Source organism: Nocardia sp. NPDC050408, assembly GCF_044458905.1.
In the GTDB taxonomy this organism is placed as follows: Bacteria; Actinomycetota; Actinomycetes; order Mycobacteriales; family Mycobacteriaceae; genus Nocardia.
The window spans coordinates 12,184-27,380 of the sequence record NZ_JBITIL010000008.1 but is presented as its reverse complement, the minus strand read 5'-3'; the positions used below and the strand labels follow the sequence as shown (position 1 = coordinate 27,380).

The window sequence follows — 15,197 nt, the reverse complement described above, 5'->3', positions numbered from 1 at the left end:
ACGGCGGTCGGAGGGTGCCGGTGAATGGGGATGGAGCGGTTGATCCCGGCCCGCGCTGCGATCGGAGTCGTCGGCTGCCTGCGGGCGGGCCGGTCACACTCACCGTGGCGGTCGGGTCCGTAGTGCCGCGAGCGGGTCGAGGTCGGGGTCGAGGGTCAGGGCGGCGAGGGTGTGGCCGTGGCAGGGTTTGGGTGCGCACCAGCAGCCGAGGACTTTGTGGGCGAGTTCGCGGCTGCGGAGGCGGGCGAGGAGGTCGGGCCGGTCGGCGAGGTGTCGGGCGTGAGCGGTGAGTACGTCGTCGCGGTTGCCGTCGCGTCCGAGGATGTAGGGGTTGCCCCAGCTGCTGGTGCGGTCGACGGCCACGAACAGGCGGTGGCGGCGTGCCCAGTCGATCAGGTGCGCGTGTCCGCTGGCGGCGCGCATCGACACCACGACCGGCCGCCCGGTCGCCAGTATCTGGTGTAGGTCGGTGATGGTGAGATGCGCGGGGTCGGTGGGCTGTGGCAGGTCGGTCATGGCGAGCGGTTCCTTTCGGTCGGGAGTGGTCGGATCGGGGGTGCTGGCGGTCTGGATACCTCCGACTGGGCACCGAGGGTGGGGTGGTGGGAGGTGGGCTCAGCTTGGCGGGGCGGGAACCGGCGTCCAGCCGAGGGACTGGCAGGTGTAGTGGCGGTCGTCGAGCCCGACGAGGTCGCCGACCGAGAGTGAGCGGAGTCGCTTGGCGTACCAGGCGTCGGTGTGGGCGTGGTCGTCGTCGTGTTCGGGGTGATCGTTGAATGCGGCGAAGACACGTTCGAGCAGAACCTCGTCGGTGTCGGAGGCGGGGTCGACGTGCAGCACGAAGTCGTAGGCCAGCGTCACGCGTGCGCCGGGCCGGTATCCGGTCAGCAGGGCGGCGGGGTCGGTGTTGAGGTAGACCCGCACCCTGACCCGGGTCGGGCAGGGTGCGAACACGGCGGCGCGTAGCGCGCGCATGGCGCGGCGGGCTCGGTTCGGGAGTCGATGCACGGTCGTGCTCCTGTCGGATCGGGGGAGGTTGGTGACCGGTCCGCCGCAGGGGTGTCGGCACTGCGGCGGACCGGCGAACAAGGTGACGAGGGGCGAGCAGGGTGGGTCAGGCCACCGACGCGGTGCGGGCGGTGGTGGGGACGAGGCCGAGGTCGATGCGGCAGTCGGTGCAGTAGTTGTCGGCGTGCACGATGGTGTTGCGTGCGCAGGCGTCGCAGCGTCCGATGCGCTGTCCGGCCCCGGGCGCGGCCCCGCCCCGTCGCGGCCGTCGCGCGGCGGGGCGGGGTGCGCGCTGCGGCTGTTCGAGGTTCATCGCCATCCACCGGGTGATCAGCCGCCAGGTCGGTCCGGTGTTCGCGGCGGCGGCCCGCACCCGATCGAGCAACGCCCGCACCTGGGCGGGATGGGCGGCGGCGATGTAGGCGCACCGGGATTCGACGAAGGTCCGCATGCCGAACCCGGCAGGCAGCGCGGGGATGGCGGGGTGGGCGTCGGCGCGGCAGACATCGCAGAGCCCGTCGTCGCTGACCACAACCCCGTCACGGGCGTGGAAGGGTCGGCGATCGCGGGCGGGTCGGTCGATCCAGCAGCCCACGCACGGCCACCCGAGATACGGGGTCATCGCCGCCAGGTCGTAATCGAGGCCCGAGCCCTGCCAGGTGGACTCCCGGATGTCGAGTTCGCTGTAGGGCAGGTATTCGTCGCGGTCGCTGGGGACCGGGATCCCGGTGCGCCGTTCGGCGAAGCGGGACTGGTCGGCGGGGGTGATCCGCGGCGGCAGCTGCGGCCGGGTGCGGCGGGCACGCGCGCGCCGGATCCGCGAGGATGGTTCGGGTTCGGTGTCGTGCTCGCGCAGGAACTCCCGCGCCGCGTCCTCGAGACCGGCGTGACGGCGGTCGTCGGCGACGTGGCGTTCGGGGAGCTCGGGTGCGAGCAGGTGCCGGTCGGCTTCGGTGTAGCACTCGGCGACGTGCAGGAAGTAGCTGCGGTCCCACAATTCGGCCTGCACGTGCGCCCACACCATCCCGGCCTTCTTCCGGGGTTCGGGCACCGGCGGGGTCCGGTCGTCGTCGACTGCGGTGTCGATCGCGTACAGCCGGTGGGCGGCATAGCCCGCGTACTCGCGGTGGCAGCGTTCGGCCACCGTCAGGTCACGCTCGCGATGGCGCAAGCTAACCGCGTCGGAGCTGGGGGCGGGGATGCGGGCACGGCGGGCGGCGATCGCCTCGGGTCGGTAGCGGGCGGCGTCGGTCGCCGCGGTGGGGGTGGCGGTGTAGCGGTCGCGGTATCGACGGTCGCGGATGGAGCGACGCACCCATTCGGCCGCCTCGATCGAGATCTCCGACTGCTGGGGAAGCTCGGGCCGGTACAGCCCGGGATCACCCTCGGCGGTGTGATCGACGATCAGCGTGCGGAGCTCGGGGCGGGACTTGGCCATCCACCCGAACTGACGCGCCGCGGTCTTCCACGGGGACCGGGTCATCAGGTCGGCGGCGCGGTCGAGGAATTCACGCTCGACCGGGGAAGCCAATGCCAGCACGGCGGTGAACCGTTCCCGCGCGGCGTCGGGATCGGTGTCGAGCAGGTACTCGATCTCCCCGAGCGCGGCGGCAAACGGGGAAACAGTCTGCGCGAGTTCGCCGACGGGCGCGGCAGTGGCGGTCACGGTGTCGGGTGCGTTCAACGTTGCGGTCATCACTGGGTTCCTGTTCTGTCGTGGAAAACAGCTCGGCCCCGCACCGGACGCACGCACACGCGCACGTATCCCCGGCACGGGGCTGGGCGGCTGGTCGTCTGACCCGCCTGAGTGCGGCCGACCAGGGTGGGAGCCCGACACGGCGGAGGGAACGCGCCGCAACGGACGGCGCCGAATTCGCTGCGCACACCAGCCCTGGCCGGCGGATGGCCGGACATGCGGCGCGCCGGGCGAATTCGGTGACGGCCGGGCGCGGGCCCGCAGCGGTGGCGGGAGCCCACCCTGGTAGCACTCGGAAAGGCGGGGCAGACGGCCAGACGGTCAGCCCTCACCACCGCCACTCCTGATCACTGACGCGATCAGCAGCAACGCGAAGCCCTCCCGGTCGCAGCCGAGTCGGACCGGGATGGGCTCACGAGCCGGGCTCGGTCACCGCCCGCGGGCGCGGTGGTGCGGGTGCACGGATTCGATGAACCGCAGCGGCACCAACACCTGTGCCCGCCCGCGGTCGGTGCCGTGGTGGTGGAGGACGGCGTGACGGCGACCGACCGCGCCGATGTGCCCCTGGTGGTGATGGCCGCCGACGAGGGCGATCGTTGCCCCGGTTCCGGATCGCCGCAGCCGATGTAGTTCGACGGCGATCGAGCAGGCCCGCCCGTGCGCGATGTCTGTGCCGTGCTCGGGCGCGCCGGTATCGGTGTCGGTGAGTACGGTCAGACGCCTGGTGATGACCGCGCGCAGACGCGCGATGCCCTCCCACGGCGCGGCCTCGCCGTCGAGAGCCTCGAGGCGGTCGAGCAGGTGGCGAAGGAACCGGATCCCGGTCGTGGCCGTCTCGCGCGGGTCGTCTGCGCTCATTGCATCGACCCTCGCCCTCAGGCCACCAACCGGTCGCCGATCCCGGTGCCGGTCACCGCAGCGGTGACGGTCTCGATACCGCGACGGTGGCGATGCCGGAGGGCCCGGTGGCGGGCGCGGCGCGCGATCGCCTCGTCAGTGGTGCGCATCGCGTCGGTGGCCGGGCTCGGTTCGGCGTGCAACCGCAGGTCGTAGCAGTCCTCACGGACCGGGCCGCGCACCCAGTCGCGGACCTCGACCTCCACCGGGACCTCGACGCCGGGGAAAGGTCCAGACCTCTGATCGAGAGGGCGGGTGTCGGCGGTGCCGAGTCTGGCCGCGGCGGTGGCGAGGACTCTGGCCAGGGCGGCGCTCGGTGCATGGGCGTGGCCGCGATACAGCAGTCCCAGCCACGCCCAGTCCTCGGGAGCCAGCTCGGCCAACGCCGCGGCCATCGCGGCGCGCGCCCGCGAGGGCGCACTCTCGGCTAGTGCGATCAACGCCGACGCCGACGCCGACGCCGACGCCGACGCCGCCGAGGCGGTGAGCGCGGTGGGTTCGGTGAGGACTGGCTCGGTCATCTGGGTTCTCCTGGTTGGGTGAGATAGTGGTGGATTCACGTGGCCCCCGGATGGATCCGTCGCTCTCGTCTCGAGATCGTGGGTTCGATTCAGGGCCGTTCTTCGCGCATCTGCGACTCGCGGCACACCCGCTGCCAGGTGCGCATGAGTCGATCACCGGCGCGCATGGCCGCGACGGCGTCGGCGCGGTCGCTGGACTCGCGCCACAGCTGCCCGTCGGAGCCGAGCACGGTATACCAGCGGGTCGGCTCCCAGTCGCCCTGGTCGCGGGTGTAGGTCGAATTCTCGGTATCGCTCACGCGGCTGTTGACCTTTCGACACTGGATCGGCGCACGGAAAGCTCAGGCGCAGTGGTTTGGGGATCGGTCCGCGATCGTCAGTGAGCGTCGCCGCCCCGGGTGCGCGGACGTGGGTGAGACGGTGGTGATACACCCGGCTGGGGGTGTCGGGTGTACCCACCACCTGCGCCCCGCCCGTGCGGGCACCGCGACTGGTGCGGGTGGGCGAGGGCCGCAGTCACGCAGCGCGCGTTTCTAGAACGGGGGCTCCTCGCCCCCGCCGAATCCGCCCCCGAACCCTCCACCGAATCCGCTACCAGTGGTGGCCCAGGGATCATCGCCGCCGTTCCGGTTGCCGGTGGCCGCGCCGACGAGCTCACCGGAGCGGTCACTGCTATCGTTGCTCGTGTTGGTGCGGTTGGCTTTTCGCTTGGTGACCTTGGCGGTGGCATAGCGCAACGAGGCACCGACCTCGTCGACCTCGAGCTCGACGACGCTGCGTTTCTCGCCCTCGCGGGTCTGGTAGCTGCGCTGCTTGAGACGGCCACTGACCAGAACACGCGCTCCACGTGTCAACGACTCCGCGGCATTCTCGGCGGCCTCTCGCCAGAGGCTGCACCGCAGGAACAGCGCCTCGCTGTCCTTCCACTGGTTGGTGGCGCGGTCTAAATGTCTCGGGGTGGAGGCGACGGTGAAGTTCGCGACCGCGACACCGGTGGGCGTGTATTTCAGCTCGACGTCGGCGGTCAGGTTGCCTATCACGGTGATGACGGTGTCTCCGGCCATGGGTGTGCTCCTTCACTATTCGCGGGATGTGGTGTGTGACCACGGCGTGGTGCGGTGGTCAGGGATGTGTGCGGGTCGTGGCGTTGACGGCGGCGATTACTTCGGTGACGGTGGTGACCACGCGGGCACGGATGTCGATCGCGGCGGTGACCGCGCCCGGCAAGGGGAGCGCCTGCCGGGGATGGTGACGGTCTTCGTTGAGTTCGGGCAGGTTGGCCTCGATCCACGCCAGCAGTCCCCCGGCGTGGCTGATCACGTGGTGGGCCGATCGGCGGTGGTGAGGTGATCGTGGCAGGCGTGGATGATCGGAGCTGGCTATCAGGTGGGGGCTGAGCGTGCGCAGCAGGGGGTCGGCGTCCTGGCGGTTCATGGGGGCTGAGCCCTTGGGCCTGTCACTGCCTCGGTTGGTCGTGGGGTGTGATGGCTTCGATGAACCGCAGCGGCAGCAACACCCCCGAACCGTTGCGATGTCCGATGACGGTGTGGTGGCGGTGCACGTCGTAGACACGGACGCGGTCGTGGCGATGCCCGCCAACGGTGGTGATCGTGACCGCGGCGGCGTGGCGGAGCCGGTGCAGCTCGACGGTGAACAACGCGATCACCGGATCGGGGTCGACATTGTCGAGGTGTGCGGTGTCGGTGAGGATGCTCAGCCGCTGGTGCAGCAGATCCCGGACGTGGACGAGCTCGTCGAGGCGGGTGCGGTCACTGAACCAGCCATCGATACCGGAGACAAGGTGGCGCAGAAACGCAACCTCGGTCCCATCGACATCGGGCGGGAGGGTGCCTTCGGCGCTCATCGCCGCACGCTCGGTGTGGGCCGCCGATGGTGCCGGGTCGCGAGCGCGGCGGTCAGGTTGTCAGCGTCCTCGGACCCCAAATCGGAGTAACCCCAACCGATTCCCACGTCGTGCGCCTCACCCAACACCGGAGACATCCCATGGCCGACGGTGCCGATGGTGGCGCGGCGGCTGTCGAGACGCGACAGTTGCGGCAGGACGCATGCCAATTGGGGATAGGGCATGAGCAGAGCCTCCTTTCAGGAGAACGGTCAGCCGAAGTGCCAGTGTGCGGTGGACGCGGTAGCGCAGCGGCACGGTTCGGCGCACGGCGGTTGGGGCATGGTTGCGGCGGTGGCAGCCGCACGACCCGATGGTGGTTGCGGGTCAGCAGGTGGGGCCGGTGGGGCTGAAGGTCATCTCGAACTTGTGGGTCGAGACGGTGAAGACCAGCCAGGCGTCGCGGGCGGCGTAGGTGCGGATCAGATCGATGAGGGCACCGTCGTGGGTGGGGGTGGTGAGGTCGATGTACTCGGCGAAGTCGTCGCCGAGTGGTTCGCCGTCGCTCCAGTGGGTTCCGGATTCGTGGCCGTGGGCGTAGACGATCTGGGCCATGTTCTTTGGGCTGCCGGGTTTGCCGGGCTGGCGGGGGATTGCGTTGCTCATCAAATAGATTCCGTCGTCCTTCACCCAGATCAGCGACGGCACCGCCGGACCGGGATCGGCGTAGGGCGAGCGGGAATGCTCGGTCGCCGCCATCGCGTGCTCGGCGAGGTCGATCACCTTCGACAGCGGGAACCAGAGTTGGACCACGGGCATGGCAGAGCCTCCCTTTTCGTCGGGTAGCGGTGGGCCGAGTCGGGCGACGCAGTCGACGCGGACGAGTTCGGTTGTGGCGGTGGGGTTTGCGACTGGGTCACGTCGGCCGCTGGCGGGCAGAAAAGGCCGCGCACCCACGTGGACGACCAGCACTGCGCCTTCGCCGGCGGCATCCGGGTGAGGCGCCGCGCAATCGGTCACGGAAGTCTGTGACGACCCGGCTGCAACGGTGGGCGCTCAGGCCAGGTTGATCGCAGCCGCGCTCGGGCGGGAAGGGTGGTGCGCCCGAAGGGGACGGGCGCACCACCTTTGGGTGCCACGCGGTGCGCCGGGCAGGCGTTGGCGCTGGCGTGGACGTTGCACCGGGTGAACGCAGAAAGCGACCCCAGGGACCCCCGACGAGTGAGCTTAGCTCCCTTGCCGGGTGCCCCGTGAGGGAAGCCCGAACTCAGCTCGGCGACCGCACCGCCGCGTGGACTTCTCGTGCCGAGCGTAGGGGCTCAGGTCAGTGGCGATCGTGTGCGCTGGCGCAACATCAAGGCGTCGGTGACGTCTTGATCGTTGGGTCGATCCGCCGCCCTCAGATCACACAGGGTCCAGGCCAAGCGAAGCACGCCCTCGGCTCCGCGGGCGGACAGACGCCCGACCTGCAGGGCAGACTCGATGGGGATGGTCGCTGCCGTCGGGTATGAGAAATCGTGACGCAAAACCGAGCCTGGTACTTCGGCATTGCTGGTGTACCCGTGCTCTTGCCACCGCCGCGCTGCCGTTGCACGGGCCGCGCTCACACGCGCACGGACGGTGTCACTGGTTTCTCGGGCGGGGGCAGTGACCCCAGTGGCGTTGTGGGACAGGTCAACCCATATATCGATGTGATCGCTCCACGCACCAGAGAGTCGGTCGAGGTAACGTCGCCGAGCCATGGGAGAACAGCCGCAACCAGTTTCGGTGGCGGCCCCGCACGGGCACACACAACTAGCGACAACGAGTTGGAATCGGGCCGGGTAGCGGGTGATGCCGTCGCGGCGGGCGATGCGAACTTCACCCTCGGTCAACGGTGCCTGCAGTGCTTCTCGTACACGGGTTCCGAGTTCGGTGACGTCATCAAGGAATAACACGCCGTGATGGGCGCGGCTGAGGGCGCCGGGCAACGGCAGCGGAGAAGAGCCGCCGCCGAGCATGGCCGAGACAGAGCTCGAGTGATGCGCGGCGACATACGGCGGCGTCCTGGACATGCCCTGGCCGGGGTCGGTTCCAGCGGCTGAGGCGATGGCGGCGACCTCCAGTGCTTGGGCGTCGGTCAGGGGCGGCAGGATCCCGGGCAGGCACTGCGCCAGAAGGGTTTTCCCGGATCCGGCACCGCCGAGCAGAGCGAGGTGATGCCCGCCAGCGGCGGCGATTTCCAACGCCCGCTTGCCCTGTGAGTGACCGGCGATGTCGCCGATATCGGTTCGCGGCAGCCCATATTCGGGAACAAACTGGTCAGGTGTGGTCAGCGATTGTTGGCGGCGAAGCCATCCCAGAACCGCACGCAGATCCGGGGCGGCGAAGATGTCGATCCCGTCGACGGCGGCGACCTCGGTGAGTGCTTGCTCGGGGACGATGACGGCGCGATGGTTGTTCTGCCGCGCGGCGAGCACGGCGGGCAGCAGCCCGCGGCAGCGGCGCAACCGCCCGTCCAGTGCCAGCTCGCCGAGGAACACCACGCCGGTTCCCCGTTCGGCGGGGACCGCACCGGATGCGGTGAGCACCGCAACAGCCAACGCAAGATCGTGCGCGGCACCCGACAACGGGACCGCCGGCCGAGCCGCGAGGGTGACCCGGCTCTCGGGCCAACGCTCTCCGGAGTTGGTGATGGCAGCGCGAATACGGTCACGCACCTGCGCTGCGATGCCCGGGGTGCTCGCGGTGACCGACGGCAGGCCCGCACCGATGTCGGCGTGGACTTCGACGACCTGCCCGCTCACACCGGCCACGGCCACGGAGTTACTGCGCCCGAGCGTCATCAGAACACCTCGCGCCGATGGCTGGGGGAGCAATCGAATCTGGTTGTGCGCGAACCAGACCGCAACGAGGGCGAACCTGATTGTGGTGGCTGGGGTGGTGGTGAGGACGGATTGTTCATGATCACCTCGAATCTGGATCAGCGGACACGGTGTTGGGTGGGGCGGTGATCAGGAGGGAAGGTCACCGCCGACGGGTGGCGCGGTGAGGACGATGCTGGTGACGCGGTCACGGGTCTCGGGTGTGTGAATGCGCACCTCGATCCGCGCTGTGAGCGCGCCGGGTGCCGGGGGGCCGGTGTGCCAGGGTTCGAACCGGTCCTCGTCGAGCGCGGGCAGGTTCGCTCGGATCCACGCCACGAGCTCGGCGGCGCTACCGATCACGACGGTGCGGTGTGGTCTGGGGCCGCACCGCTCGTCGGATCGGTGCCGAGGTCGGTGCCGAGGTCGGCGGCGATCCCCAGGCCGCTATAGGCCAATCGGCGCAGGGTGTCGGGGCGCATTCCGGTGCGTAGCGCTGTCTGCAGCAGGATCGCCATGGAGTGTGTGGGGTCGGCGTCGAGGGCGGCCTGAAGGGCGATGCCCGCCAGCGGTCCGTCGCCGCGGATGTAGGCGCTGTAGGCGAGAAGTGTTGCGGCATCGGCACGGTCACTGCCCGGCAATGCTCGCGTCAGTGCGGCCCACAGGTTTTCCGCGGCGGCGGCGTGCTCGCCGACGGCTAGGGCGAACAGCGAGTCGCGCACGGTCCGATCGCGCAGCGCCGCGGCCAGTTCTGCGCATGCTGGGGCGGTGAGCGCCGCACCGGTGTCGGTGTCGGCGATGTGCCACAACACGAGTTCGAGTGCGCGCCGGTGATATTCGTCGGGATCACCGCGCCGGACCGCGGTCGCGTAGCGTTCGTGCGCGAGAGCGTGGGCGCTGTCGAGAAGGGCGGTCACCTGCTGGGCCAGTTCGTGGTCGGGGGTGACCAGATCGGTCAGCTCCGAGCGGTCGCTGCGGATCGGGCGCCCGTTGAGCACGTGCGCCACGGTGACCATCGATGCCGCCGGGTCCGACAGCACCCCACGACGATTCGCCTCCAGCAGGCTCCACCACCGCTGGTCTTTCTCGATCGCTTGCACGGCCCACGCGCCCTCGAGGAACACCTCCTGCTGTGCGAGCCGCCGCGCGAACTCGGCGACGAGCGCGGCCGACGGCCCAGTAACCGTCGCGCTGTGTCTGCGCGTGCGACGTGGTTCGCGCGCCCGATCATCGACGATTACCGCGAGCACCTCCGATGCCCCCTCCGCGGCACAGATCTGCGCCACAGCCTGTGCGTACGCCGCGGCCAGACCACGCCGACTCCTGCCGTCGGTTTCGAGATCGAAGCGCAGTACTGCGTCGATGATCGGACTGTGGCCCGGATTCGGTGCATCCCGCAGGACAGCGACTACCAGGGACCGCTGCGGTACGAACCCGACCATGGCGGGCACCGCAACAATCAATTGCCCGGGATCATCGACATGCAACCTGTCCGCGGCCGCGTGCTCCTCGTAAGTCTGGCCGGAGGCGGCGGAGGGCGTCTCGGTGCTGGCCGGCCACTGGGCGTCGTCGGTGTTGTCGGGCATGGGTTTTCGTCTCCTTCGCAATATCGGTGGTAGGTGCGATTCGGCAGAGGGTCGGCCGTGCCGGTCCGGCCTCTCGGCTCGTGGAATGCGATCGGTTGTGTCGATGCCGCGGCAGGAGGCGCAGTGGCCTCCCTGCTGGGCGGATCAGGGGTGCACACGCCCGGTGTGGGGTGTGGCTCGACCGGTGGTGAGGATCAGTGGGTGGCCCTCACCTATCCAGGCGGAATGGACGTTGCTGTGGAGTGAAAGTCGGTCCCGCTCAGGCGATGTCCGGTGGGGCGGTAATCCCAGTCATGGCGAAGGAAGGGGGTTGAACCATGCCGCGCCGACGGTGAGGCGATCACGATCGACGACGACCGCAGAGAAGTCACCGGGAGGGCCTTCGCGTGCCCGCATCGGCAAGGTGCCGCCGCCGACCAACACAACCCCGACCCCGGCACACACCAGAATTCGTCGGCGGACATCATGCCCCCAAATCGCCTGCGACGTAGGCATATTGAGTGCTGTCCAACAAGCGGCAGCCGAGACCGCTGATGACGGCGAGCCACTGCGGCAGGGGCGTGAGAGCGGTCGTATAGGCCCCCCGGCAACGGGTGCCGTGCCCGCTGCGAAGTTCGAAAATTGGGGCGATGGAGCGGGGCAGCGGTGGATATCGACAGCGGCGAGGCGCTCGCCTCCCCCGGAGGGTCCGGTGTCGGTCATCGCCGCAGGTAGCGGGGGCGGCTGCGGGAGTAGCGCAGGCCGTTGGCGATGGTGCGGTCGGCCTCGCCGGTGGTGAAGCCTTCGACGCCGACGTGCACGGCGGCGGCGTCGGACAGGACGGTGCGGGCGTGGTGTTCGGTGATCTCGTCGGCGGCGACCAGTCGCCCCAGCACGAGCGCGGACCGGAACAGGGTGTGGTTGCGCATCCGCACCTGCGCGGTCGCGACGCGGTGGGTTTCCCCGGTCAGGATCGCCGCGAGGTAGGCGTCGGGGTGCGTCGCACCGGCGGAGGGTGGGGCCGGTGTCGGTGGTGGCGGTGTGAGCAGGGCGACGAGTTCGGTGGGTAGGTCGGCGACCGGGTGGTCGCCGGCGAGGGTGTAGTCGCCGTGGCGGGTGCGTGAACCGGCGGCGATGATGTAGCCGCCGTGGCCGCGGGTGTCGATACCGTCCCCGAGACGCCCGACAGTGCACGGCAGCCGCGGTGTTTCGGGAGCTCGGTAGTAGAGGTGCCAGCCGTGCGGGGTCGCCACCGTCCACGTCACCGGCACCGGCGCGGTCGATCTCGCGGTGAGGCGGGTGAGGGCGTCGGCGAATCCGGTGGCGGGCGGGCGCATGTGGCGGGGGTCGAGGTCGATCACGCACAACCCGGCCGGTCCGGTCGCGATCGCGACGTTACGGGCCGGGTCCTGCTCCCACCATTGGTGAATGCGGGTCGGGTCGGTGCTGGCGTGGTCGGGCCAGCGTTTGAACACCGGCGGTTTCTTCGCCCCGGGACGGACCGGGAACACCGGCCACCCGCGCGCGGCGGTCTCGAGGGCCACCGCCCGCAGATCCAGAACCCGCGCGGTGGTGGTCACCAGCGGGATCCGTTGTGGCGGGCGGTGCTCGCGATCCAGACCGCGGTGGCGTGCAACTCCCGCATCCGCTCGCGCACTATTTCGAGGGTGTCGGGGTGCGCGGGATCGGTGGGCAGGGCCGGGTAGTCGAGGTGATCAGCGCGCAGGAGCAGATGCCAGGACAAGCTCATCTGGTCGAACACGCGCACGGTGGAGCGGAAGCGGCCCTCTGCCGCGACGGTGATGATGATGTCGGCGGGCTGGTGGTCGACCACGCACAAGCTGCGGGCCTGATATCCGGTGCCGGTGCGGGCCAGGGCGTCGATGGCGGGTTCGTCGGGGGTGCGCACAACTGACTCCTTCAAGGGAATGCCGCGAAGACCAGCAATGCGGCGAAGATCGTGACGCGGTCCCGGTGCGCCCGAAGGGGTTTCGGGCGCACCGGGAGCCGGGTGTGGCGGATCGGTCAGGCCGCTTCGGGCAGGTCCTGGGCGTCGGTATCGGTCTCGACGGACGCATCGGTGTCGGCGGGTTCGCCGGTGGTGGGGTTGTCGATGTCGATGTCGACGGCTTTGATCTCCCCGAGGGCGGCGAGTTCGACCGGGACGAGGGTGTAGCCCAGTTCGCGCAGGAACCCCAGGTAGCGGCGTGCGCCGGAGTCGGCGTAGCGCCACAGGTCCTTGTCGGCGCGGTGCTCGTAGCCACCCAACACCAACGCCAGCGCGATGACCTGGGCGCGGGCCGGTTTGATGGTGTCGAGGGTGGCGAGCATGTCATGGCGCGACCGGTAGCCCTCGATGCCGAGCAGTTTCAGCGCGGAGTCGAAGGCGTGGTACTCGTTGACCAGCCCCGGGTCGGCCAGCAACGCCCGAGTCAGGAACAACGCCGCCTGCGCGGGCGGGGTACGGCGCGCCAGCAGCCGGGTCACGAATTCGACCCGGGTTGCCTTGGCGGCCAAACCGAGCTTATTGAGCTCGCGCACCCGCCGCCGCGCGGCCCGCTCGATCTCGGCCGCTTGGGCCGCGGCCTCGGCGGCGGCTTCGGCCGCGGCGCGCCGAGCGGCTGCGGCCTGTTCGTCATCGCCGGCCCCGCCGTGGGTGCGGTGCTCGCCGTCGGGGTCGTCGCCGTCACCGGCGTCGGTGAGATCACCCGTATCAGCGGTTTCGGTGTCGTTGTCGGTGTCGACGCGTTCGCGCAGTCCGGCCGCGTCCAGGAGGTCGCGGGGCAGGAAGTACTCGGGCAGCAACTGGTCGCGCTGCTGCACCTCGCGGGCGTGGCGCAACCCCTCGGCGGGTTCGGTGTCGGGCTGGTCGCGGGTGTCCCAGTCCACGGTGTCGGGGTCGACGAGATGGCCGGTATCGACCTCGACCCACACCTGCTCCTCGGCGACGTCGATCCACACCAGCCACGCCCCGGGATTTGCCGCGATGTGGGCGAACTCGATCGCGTTGCCGTCGGCGTCGACGAGTTCGCCCGCGCACGCCAGTCCCATGTCGGTGTTGTCGAGGTCGGGGTAGTCGGTGAGGATCCCGAGCCCGGCCTGGGCGTAGGGGAGGGCGTCGGCGAGGTAGGCGCGTCGTTCGGCGCGGTCGGCGGCGATGCGGTTGGCCTCGTAGTCGAACAGTCCGCTGCGCACGTTGAGCAGCCGGTTGACCGCGTCGAGGTCGCCGACGTTCTCGTATTCGGCGATGACCGCGGCGTGGGCCAGGTCGTACTGGTCGTCGTCGATCAGCCCGCGCGCGGTGGGCGAAGAACCGACCTTGCCGACGAGTTTGACCTCGTCGCGTCGGGTCTGCAACGCCTTGGCCACGCGGGTGACCGAGGCGCCGAGGTCGAGCATCGCCGCGATCCCGGCGGCGCGGTCGCTGTTGGTGAGCGGGATGCGGCGGTCGTTGAGGGTGATCTGTTCGGTGATGCGCTCGATCTCGGCCTCAGTCGTGTCCAGGGTCGGGTCGAAATCGCGGATGTAGACCGGGACCTCGGGCAGTTCGTAGGCCAGGGCGGTCAGGGTGCGGACCTGCCCGTCGCGCACGACCAGGCGCCCCTCGGGCATCCGGATCACCAGGATCGGGTCCCGGACACCGTGTTCGCGGATGGAGTCGGTGACCTCCGGGTGGTCTTCGAGTCGGAAGGTCTTTCGCACGTTCTCATCGATCTCGAGGTCGGCGGGATTCGCGGTCGGCCCCGTGCACAACTCGTCAGGGGAACCGCGGAACTCGGCAGCAACGTCGGTGTCGGTGTCCGGGTCGGTGGTGGGACCGGGCGCGAGGTCGATGGCGGAGGCCACGTCGCCGATTTCGGTGTCGGTGGTGGGAGTGTCGGTGGGCATCGAGACGAGCTCCTATCGTGAAAGAGGCAGGGACCGGCCAGCTTTGGACTGGCCGGTCCCTGCCTCGGGGACGGGACTTCGATGGGATGGGGCGAAAGGGCGGACTAACCGCTCGCGGGCTTGGTGGGTTCCGGGGGGTCGCCGTCGATGACGATGTCCAGATCGGCGCGGGCGATGGCGATCTCGCTGTCGATGCCACCGTGTTTGTGGTGCACGTCGCGATAGCAGGCGCGGCACACGACCCCGGAGATCGAATCGGCGCTGCCCTTGCCGCTGGCGTGACAGCACGGTGTCAGCACCGCCTTGTGCTTGGTGGCGAACCTGATGACGACACAGCCTTCGGCGTCGAGGCCGAGGATCTCATCGACACCCTCGAAGCCCCTGGGCAGTCGCAGTTTTCGTTTCCTGTTCGTCATGCGCGCAGATGTCCTTCCCGGATTCGGAGGGGTCTCCCCGGTGCGAAGCAATACGACATCGCGGTCGCCCGGACCGGGAGCGTGTCGATCACGTCGGTGACTGCGATGTCCTAGCCGCAACGCACGATGTCGGTGACCGCGTGGCCGGTGGCGAGATCGTTGGACACCGACCGACCAGCGGTCCGGGGCTTGCCGGTGTCGCTCCGACCAGGCAGGTGTCACCACGTGGTGGCGGGCGCAGGCGCTCGGGAGCGGGCGCTACTTCTTGGTGCGGGCGGCGACGTTGATCGGGCGCAGGTGCCGGGCACCGTGCGGCTGGTCGGGGTCGGTGTAGCCCCAGTGCTTGGCTTTCCAGTCCGGGAATTCCTCGCGCCAACGGACCACGGTGTCGGCGCCCAGCGCGGTCACCGCACCGGCAGCACCGAAATGCTCGGCGGTGTCGAATTCGGCACGGGTCAGGGTGCTGGTCTCGGCCATGGGCACAACTCCTTCGAGAGAGCGGGGACAGGGAGTGAGGGAC

At 69.8% G+C, this 15,197-nt stretch carries 19 protein-coding genes; all 19 read right to left on the bottom strand.

The window, feature by feature from the left end:
* Positions 1 to 99: 99 nt before the first annotated feature.
* The 19 genes from ACIBJI_RS23640 to ACIBJI_RS23550 all read right to left on the bottom strand — a co-directional run bounded on the left by ACIBJI_RS23640 (position 100) and on the right by ACIBJI_RS23550 (position 15,154).
* Positions 100 to 516, bottom strand: coding sequence for a DUF4326 domain-containing protein (locus ACIBJI_RS23640; RefSeq protein WP_397085734.1), 417 nt, complete (start codon positions 514 to 516; stop codon positions 100 to 102).
* 99 nt (positions 517 to 615) lie between these two features.
* On the bottom strand, positions 616 to 1,008 hold the full coding sequence (locus ACIBJI_RS23635; RefSeq protein WP_397085732.1) for a hypothetical protein: 393 nt from the start codon (positions 1,006 to 1,008) through the stop codon (positions 616 to 618).
* 106 nt (positions 1,009 to 1,114) lie between these two features.
* A complete protein-coding gene (locus ACIBJI_RS23630; protein ID WP_397085730.1) occupies positions 1,115 to 2,704 on the bottom strand; it encodes a hypothetical protein in 1,590 nt (529 codons plus the stop codon).
* Positions 2,705 to 3,133: 429 nt separating this feature from the next.
* Positions 3,134 to 3,562 carry a hypothetical protein gene (locus ACIBJI_RS23625; protein ID WP_397085728.1) on the bottom strand — a complete coding sequence of 143 codons (429 nt, stop codon included), beginning with the start codon at positions 3,560 to 3,562 and terminating at the stop codon, positions 3,134 to 3,136.
* 17 nt (positions 3,563 to 3,579) lie between these two features.
* The gene (locus tag ACIBJI_RS23620) at positions 3,580 to 4,122 is read right to left on the bottom strand and encodes a hypothetical protein (protein ID WP_397085726.1); all 543 of its coding nucleotides are present in this window, start codon (positions 4,120 to 4,122) and stop codon (positions 3,580 to 3,582) included.
* 89 nt (positions 4,123 to 4,211) lie between these two features.
* Positions 4,212 to 4,421 (bottom strand): hypothetical protein, encoded by a 210-nt coding sequence (locus ACIBJI_RS23615; protein ID WP_397085724.1) that lies wholly within the window; start codon positions 4,419 to 4,421, stop codon positions 4,212 to 4,214.
* Positions 4,422 to 4,655: 234 nt separating this feature from the next.
* Complete coding sequence (locus tag ACIBJI_RS23610) at positions 4,656 to 5,186, bottom strand: single-stranded DNA-binding protein (protein ID WP_397085722.1); 531 nt, start codon at positions 5,184 to 5,186, stop codon at positions 4,656 to 4,658.
* 58 nt (positions 5,187 to 5,244) lie between these two features.
* Positions 5,245 to 5,556, bottom strand: a complete 312-nt coding sequence (locus tag ACIBJI_RS23605) for a hypothetical protein (protein WP_397085720.1) — start codon at positions 5,554 to 5,556, stop codon at positions 5,245 to 5,247.
* A gap of 22 nt (positions 5,557 to 5,578) precedes the next feature.
* The gene (locus tag ACIBJI_RS23600) at positions 5,579 to 5,986 is read right to left on the bottom strand and encodes a hypothetical protein (RefSeq protein WP_397085718.1); all 408 of its coding nucleotides are present in this window, start codon (positions 5,984 to 5,986) and stop codon (positions 5,579 to 5,581) included.
* Positions 5,983 to 6,210: a hypothetical protein gene (locus tag ACIBJI_RS23595; protein WP_397085716.1), complete on the bottom strand. Its 228-nt coding sequence runs from the start codon at positions 6,208 to 6,210 to the stop codon at positions 5,983 to 5,985. The genes ACIBJI_RS23600 and ACIBJI_RS23595 overlap by 4 nt, the downstream gene beginning before the upstream one ends.
* Before the next feature lie 142 nt (positions 6,211 to 6,352).
* A complete protein-coding gene (locus ACIBJI_RS23590) occupies positions 6,353 to 6,784 on the bottom strand; it encodes a hypothetical protein (RefSeq protein WP_397085714.1) in 432 nt (143 codons plus the stop codon).
* 500 nt (positions 6,785 to 7,284) lie between these two features.
* Positions 7,285 to 8,790: a YifB family Mg chelatase-like AAA ATPase gene (locus ACIBJI_RS23585; RefSeq protein ID WP_397085712.1), complete on the bottom strand. Its 1,506-nt coding sequence runs from the start codon at positions 8,788 to 8,790 to the stop codon at positions 7,285 to 7,287.
* Between the two features lie 168 nt (positions 8,791 to 8,958).
* On the bottom strand, positions 8,959 to 9,171 hold the full coding sequence (locus tag ACIBJI_RS23580; RefSeq protein ID WP_397085710.1) for a hypothetical protein: 213 nt from the start codon (positions 9,169 to 9,171) through the stop codon (positions 8,959 to 8,961).
* Entirely contained in the window at positions 9,168 to 10,394 is a 1,227-nt protein-coding gene (locus ACIBJI_RS23575) for a DUF4192 domain-containing protein (protein ID WP_397085708.1), read from the bottom strand. Before ACIBJI_RS23575 ends, ACIBJI_RS23580 begins: the two co-directional genes overlap by 4 nt.
* Positions 10,395 to 11,092: 698 nt before the next feature.
* Positions 11,093 to 11,953, bottom strand: a complete 861-nt coding sequence (locus ACIBJI_RS23570) for a bifunctional DNA primase/polymerase (RefSeq protein WP_397085706.1) — start codon at positions 11,951 to 11,953, stop codon at positions 11,093 to 11,095.
* The gene (locus tag ACIBJI_RS23565) at positions 11,950 to 12,282 is read right to left on the bottom strand and encodes a hypothetical protein (RefSeq protein WP_397085704.1); all 333 of its coding nucleotides are present in this window, start codon (positions 12,280 to 12,282) and stop codon (positions 11,950 to 11,952) included. The genes ACIBJI_RS23570 and ACIBJI_RS23565 overlap by 4 nt, the downstream gene beginning before the upstream one ends.
* A gap of 116 nt (positions 12,283 to 12,398) precedes the next feature.
* Positions 12,399 to 14,261, bottom strand: coding sequence for a ParB/RepB/Spo0J family partition protein (locus tag ACIBJI_RS23560; protein WP_397085702.1), 1,863 nt, complete (start codon positions 14,259 to 14,261; stop codon positions 12,399 to 12,401).
* Between the two features lie 104 nt (positions 14,262 to 14,365).
* Complete coding sequence (locus tag ACIBJI_RS23555) at positions 14,366 to 14,677, bottom strand: hypothetical protein (protein ID WP_397085700.1); 312 nt, start codon at positions 14,675 to 14,677, stop codon at positions 14,366 to 14,368.
* A 258-nt stretch (positions 14,678 to 14,935) separates the two neighbouring features.
* Positions 14,936 to 15,154, bottom strand: coding sequence for a hypothetical protein (locus tag ACIBJI_RS23550; RefSeq protein ID WP_397085698.1), 219 nt, complete (start codon positions 15,152 to 15,154; stop codon positions 14,936 to 14,938).
* Positions 15,155 to 15,197: the final 43 nt, after the last annotated feature.

What these genes read in the sequence shown, in the direction of transcription:
- ACIBJI_RS23600 (WP_397085718.1), bottom strand. Translation starts at nt 5,986, where the DNA reads ATGAGCGCCGAAGGCACCCTCCCGCCCGATGTCGATGGGACCGAGGTT.
- ACIBJI_RS23590 (WP_397085714.1), bottom strand. Translation starts at nt 6,784, where the DNA reads ATGCCCGTGGTCCAACTCTGGTTCCCGCTGTCGAAGGTGATCGACCTC.
- ACIBJI_RS23560 (WP_397085702.1), bottom strand. Translation starts at nt 14,261, where the DNA reads ATGCCCACCGACACTCCCACCACCGACACCGAAATCGGCGACGTGGCC.
- ACIBJI_RS23620 (WP_397085726.1), bottom strand. Translation starts at nt 4,122, where the DNA reads ATGACCGAGCCAGTCCTCACCGAACCCACCGCGCTCACCGCCTCGGCG.
- ACIBJI_RS23585 (WP_397085712.1), bottom strand. Translation starts at nt 8,790, where the DNA reads ATGACGCTCGGGCGCAGTAACTCCGTGGCCGTGGCCGGTGTGAGCGGG.
- ACIBJI_RS23630 (WP_397085730.1), bottom strand. Translation starts at nt 2,704, where the DNA reads ATGACCGCAACGTTGAACGCACCCGACACCGTGACCGCCACTGCCGCG.
- ACIBJI_RS23550 (WP_397085698.1), bottom strand. Translation starts at nt 15,154, where the DNA reads ATGGCCGAGACCAGCACCCTGACCCGTGCCGAATTCGACACCGCCGAG.
- ACIBJI_RS23640 (WP_397085734.1), bottom strand. Translation starts at nt 516, where the DNA reads ATGACCGACCTGCCACAGCCCACCGACCCCGCGCATCTCACCATCACC.
- ACIBJI_RS23555 (WP_397085700.1), bottom strand. Translation starts at nt 14,677, where the DNA reads ATGACGAACAGGAAACGAAAACTGCGACTGCCCAGGGGCTTCGAGGGT.
- ACIBJI_RS23595 (WP_397085716.1), bottom strand. Translation starts at nt 6,210, where the DNA reads ATGCCCTATCCCCAATTGGCATGCGTCCTGCCGCAACTGTCGCGTCTC.
- ACIBJI_RS23575 (WP_397085708.1), bottom strand. Translation starts at nt 10,394, where the DNA reads ATGCCCGACAACACCGACGACGCCCAGTGGCCGGCCAGCACCGAGACG.
- ACIBJI_RS23610 (WP_397085722.1), bottom strand. Translation starts at nt 5,186, where the DNA reads ATGGCCGGAGACACCGTCATCACCGTGATAGGCAACCTGACCGCCGAC.
- ACIBJI_RS23605 (WP_397085720.1), bottom strand. Translation starts at nt 5,556, where the DNA reads ATGAACCGCCAGGACGCCGACCCCCTGCTGCGCACGCTCAGCCCCCAC.
- ACIBJI_RS23625 (WP_397085728.1), bottom strand. Translation starts at nt 3,562, where the DNA reads ATGAGCGCAGACGACCCGCGCGAGACGGCCACGACCGGGATCCGGTTC.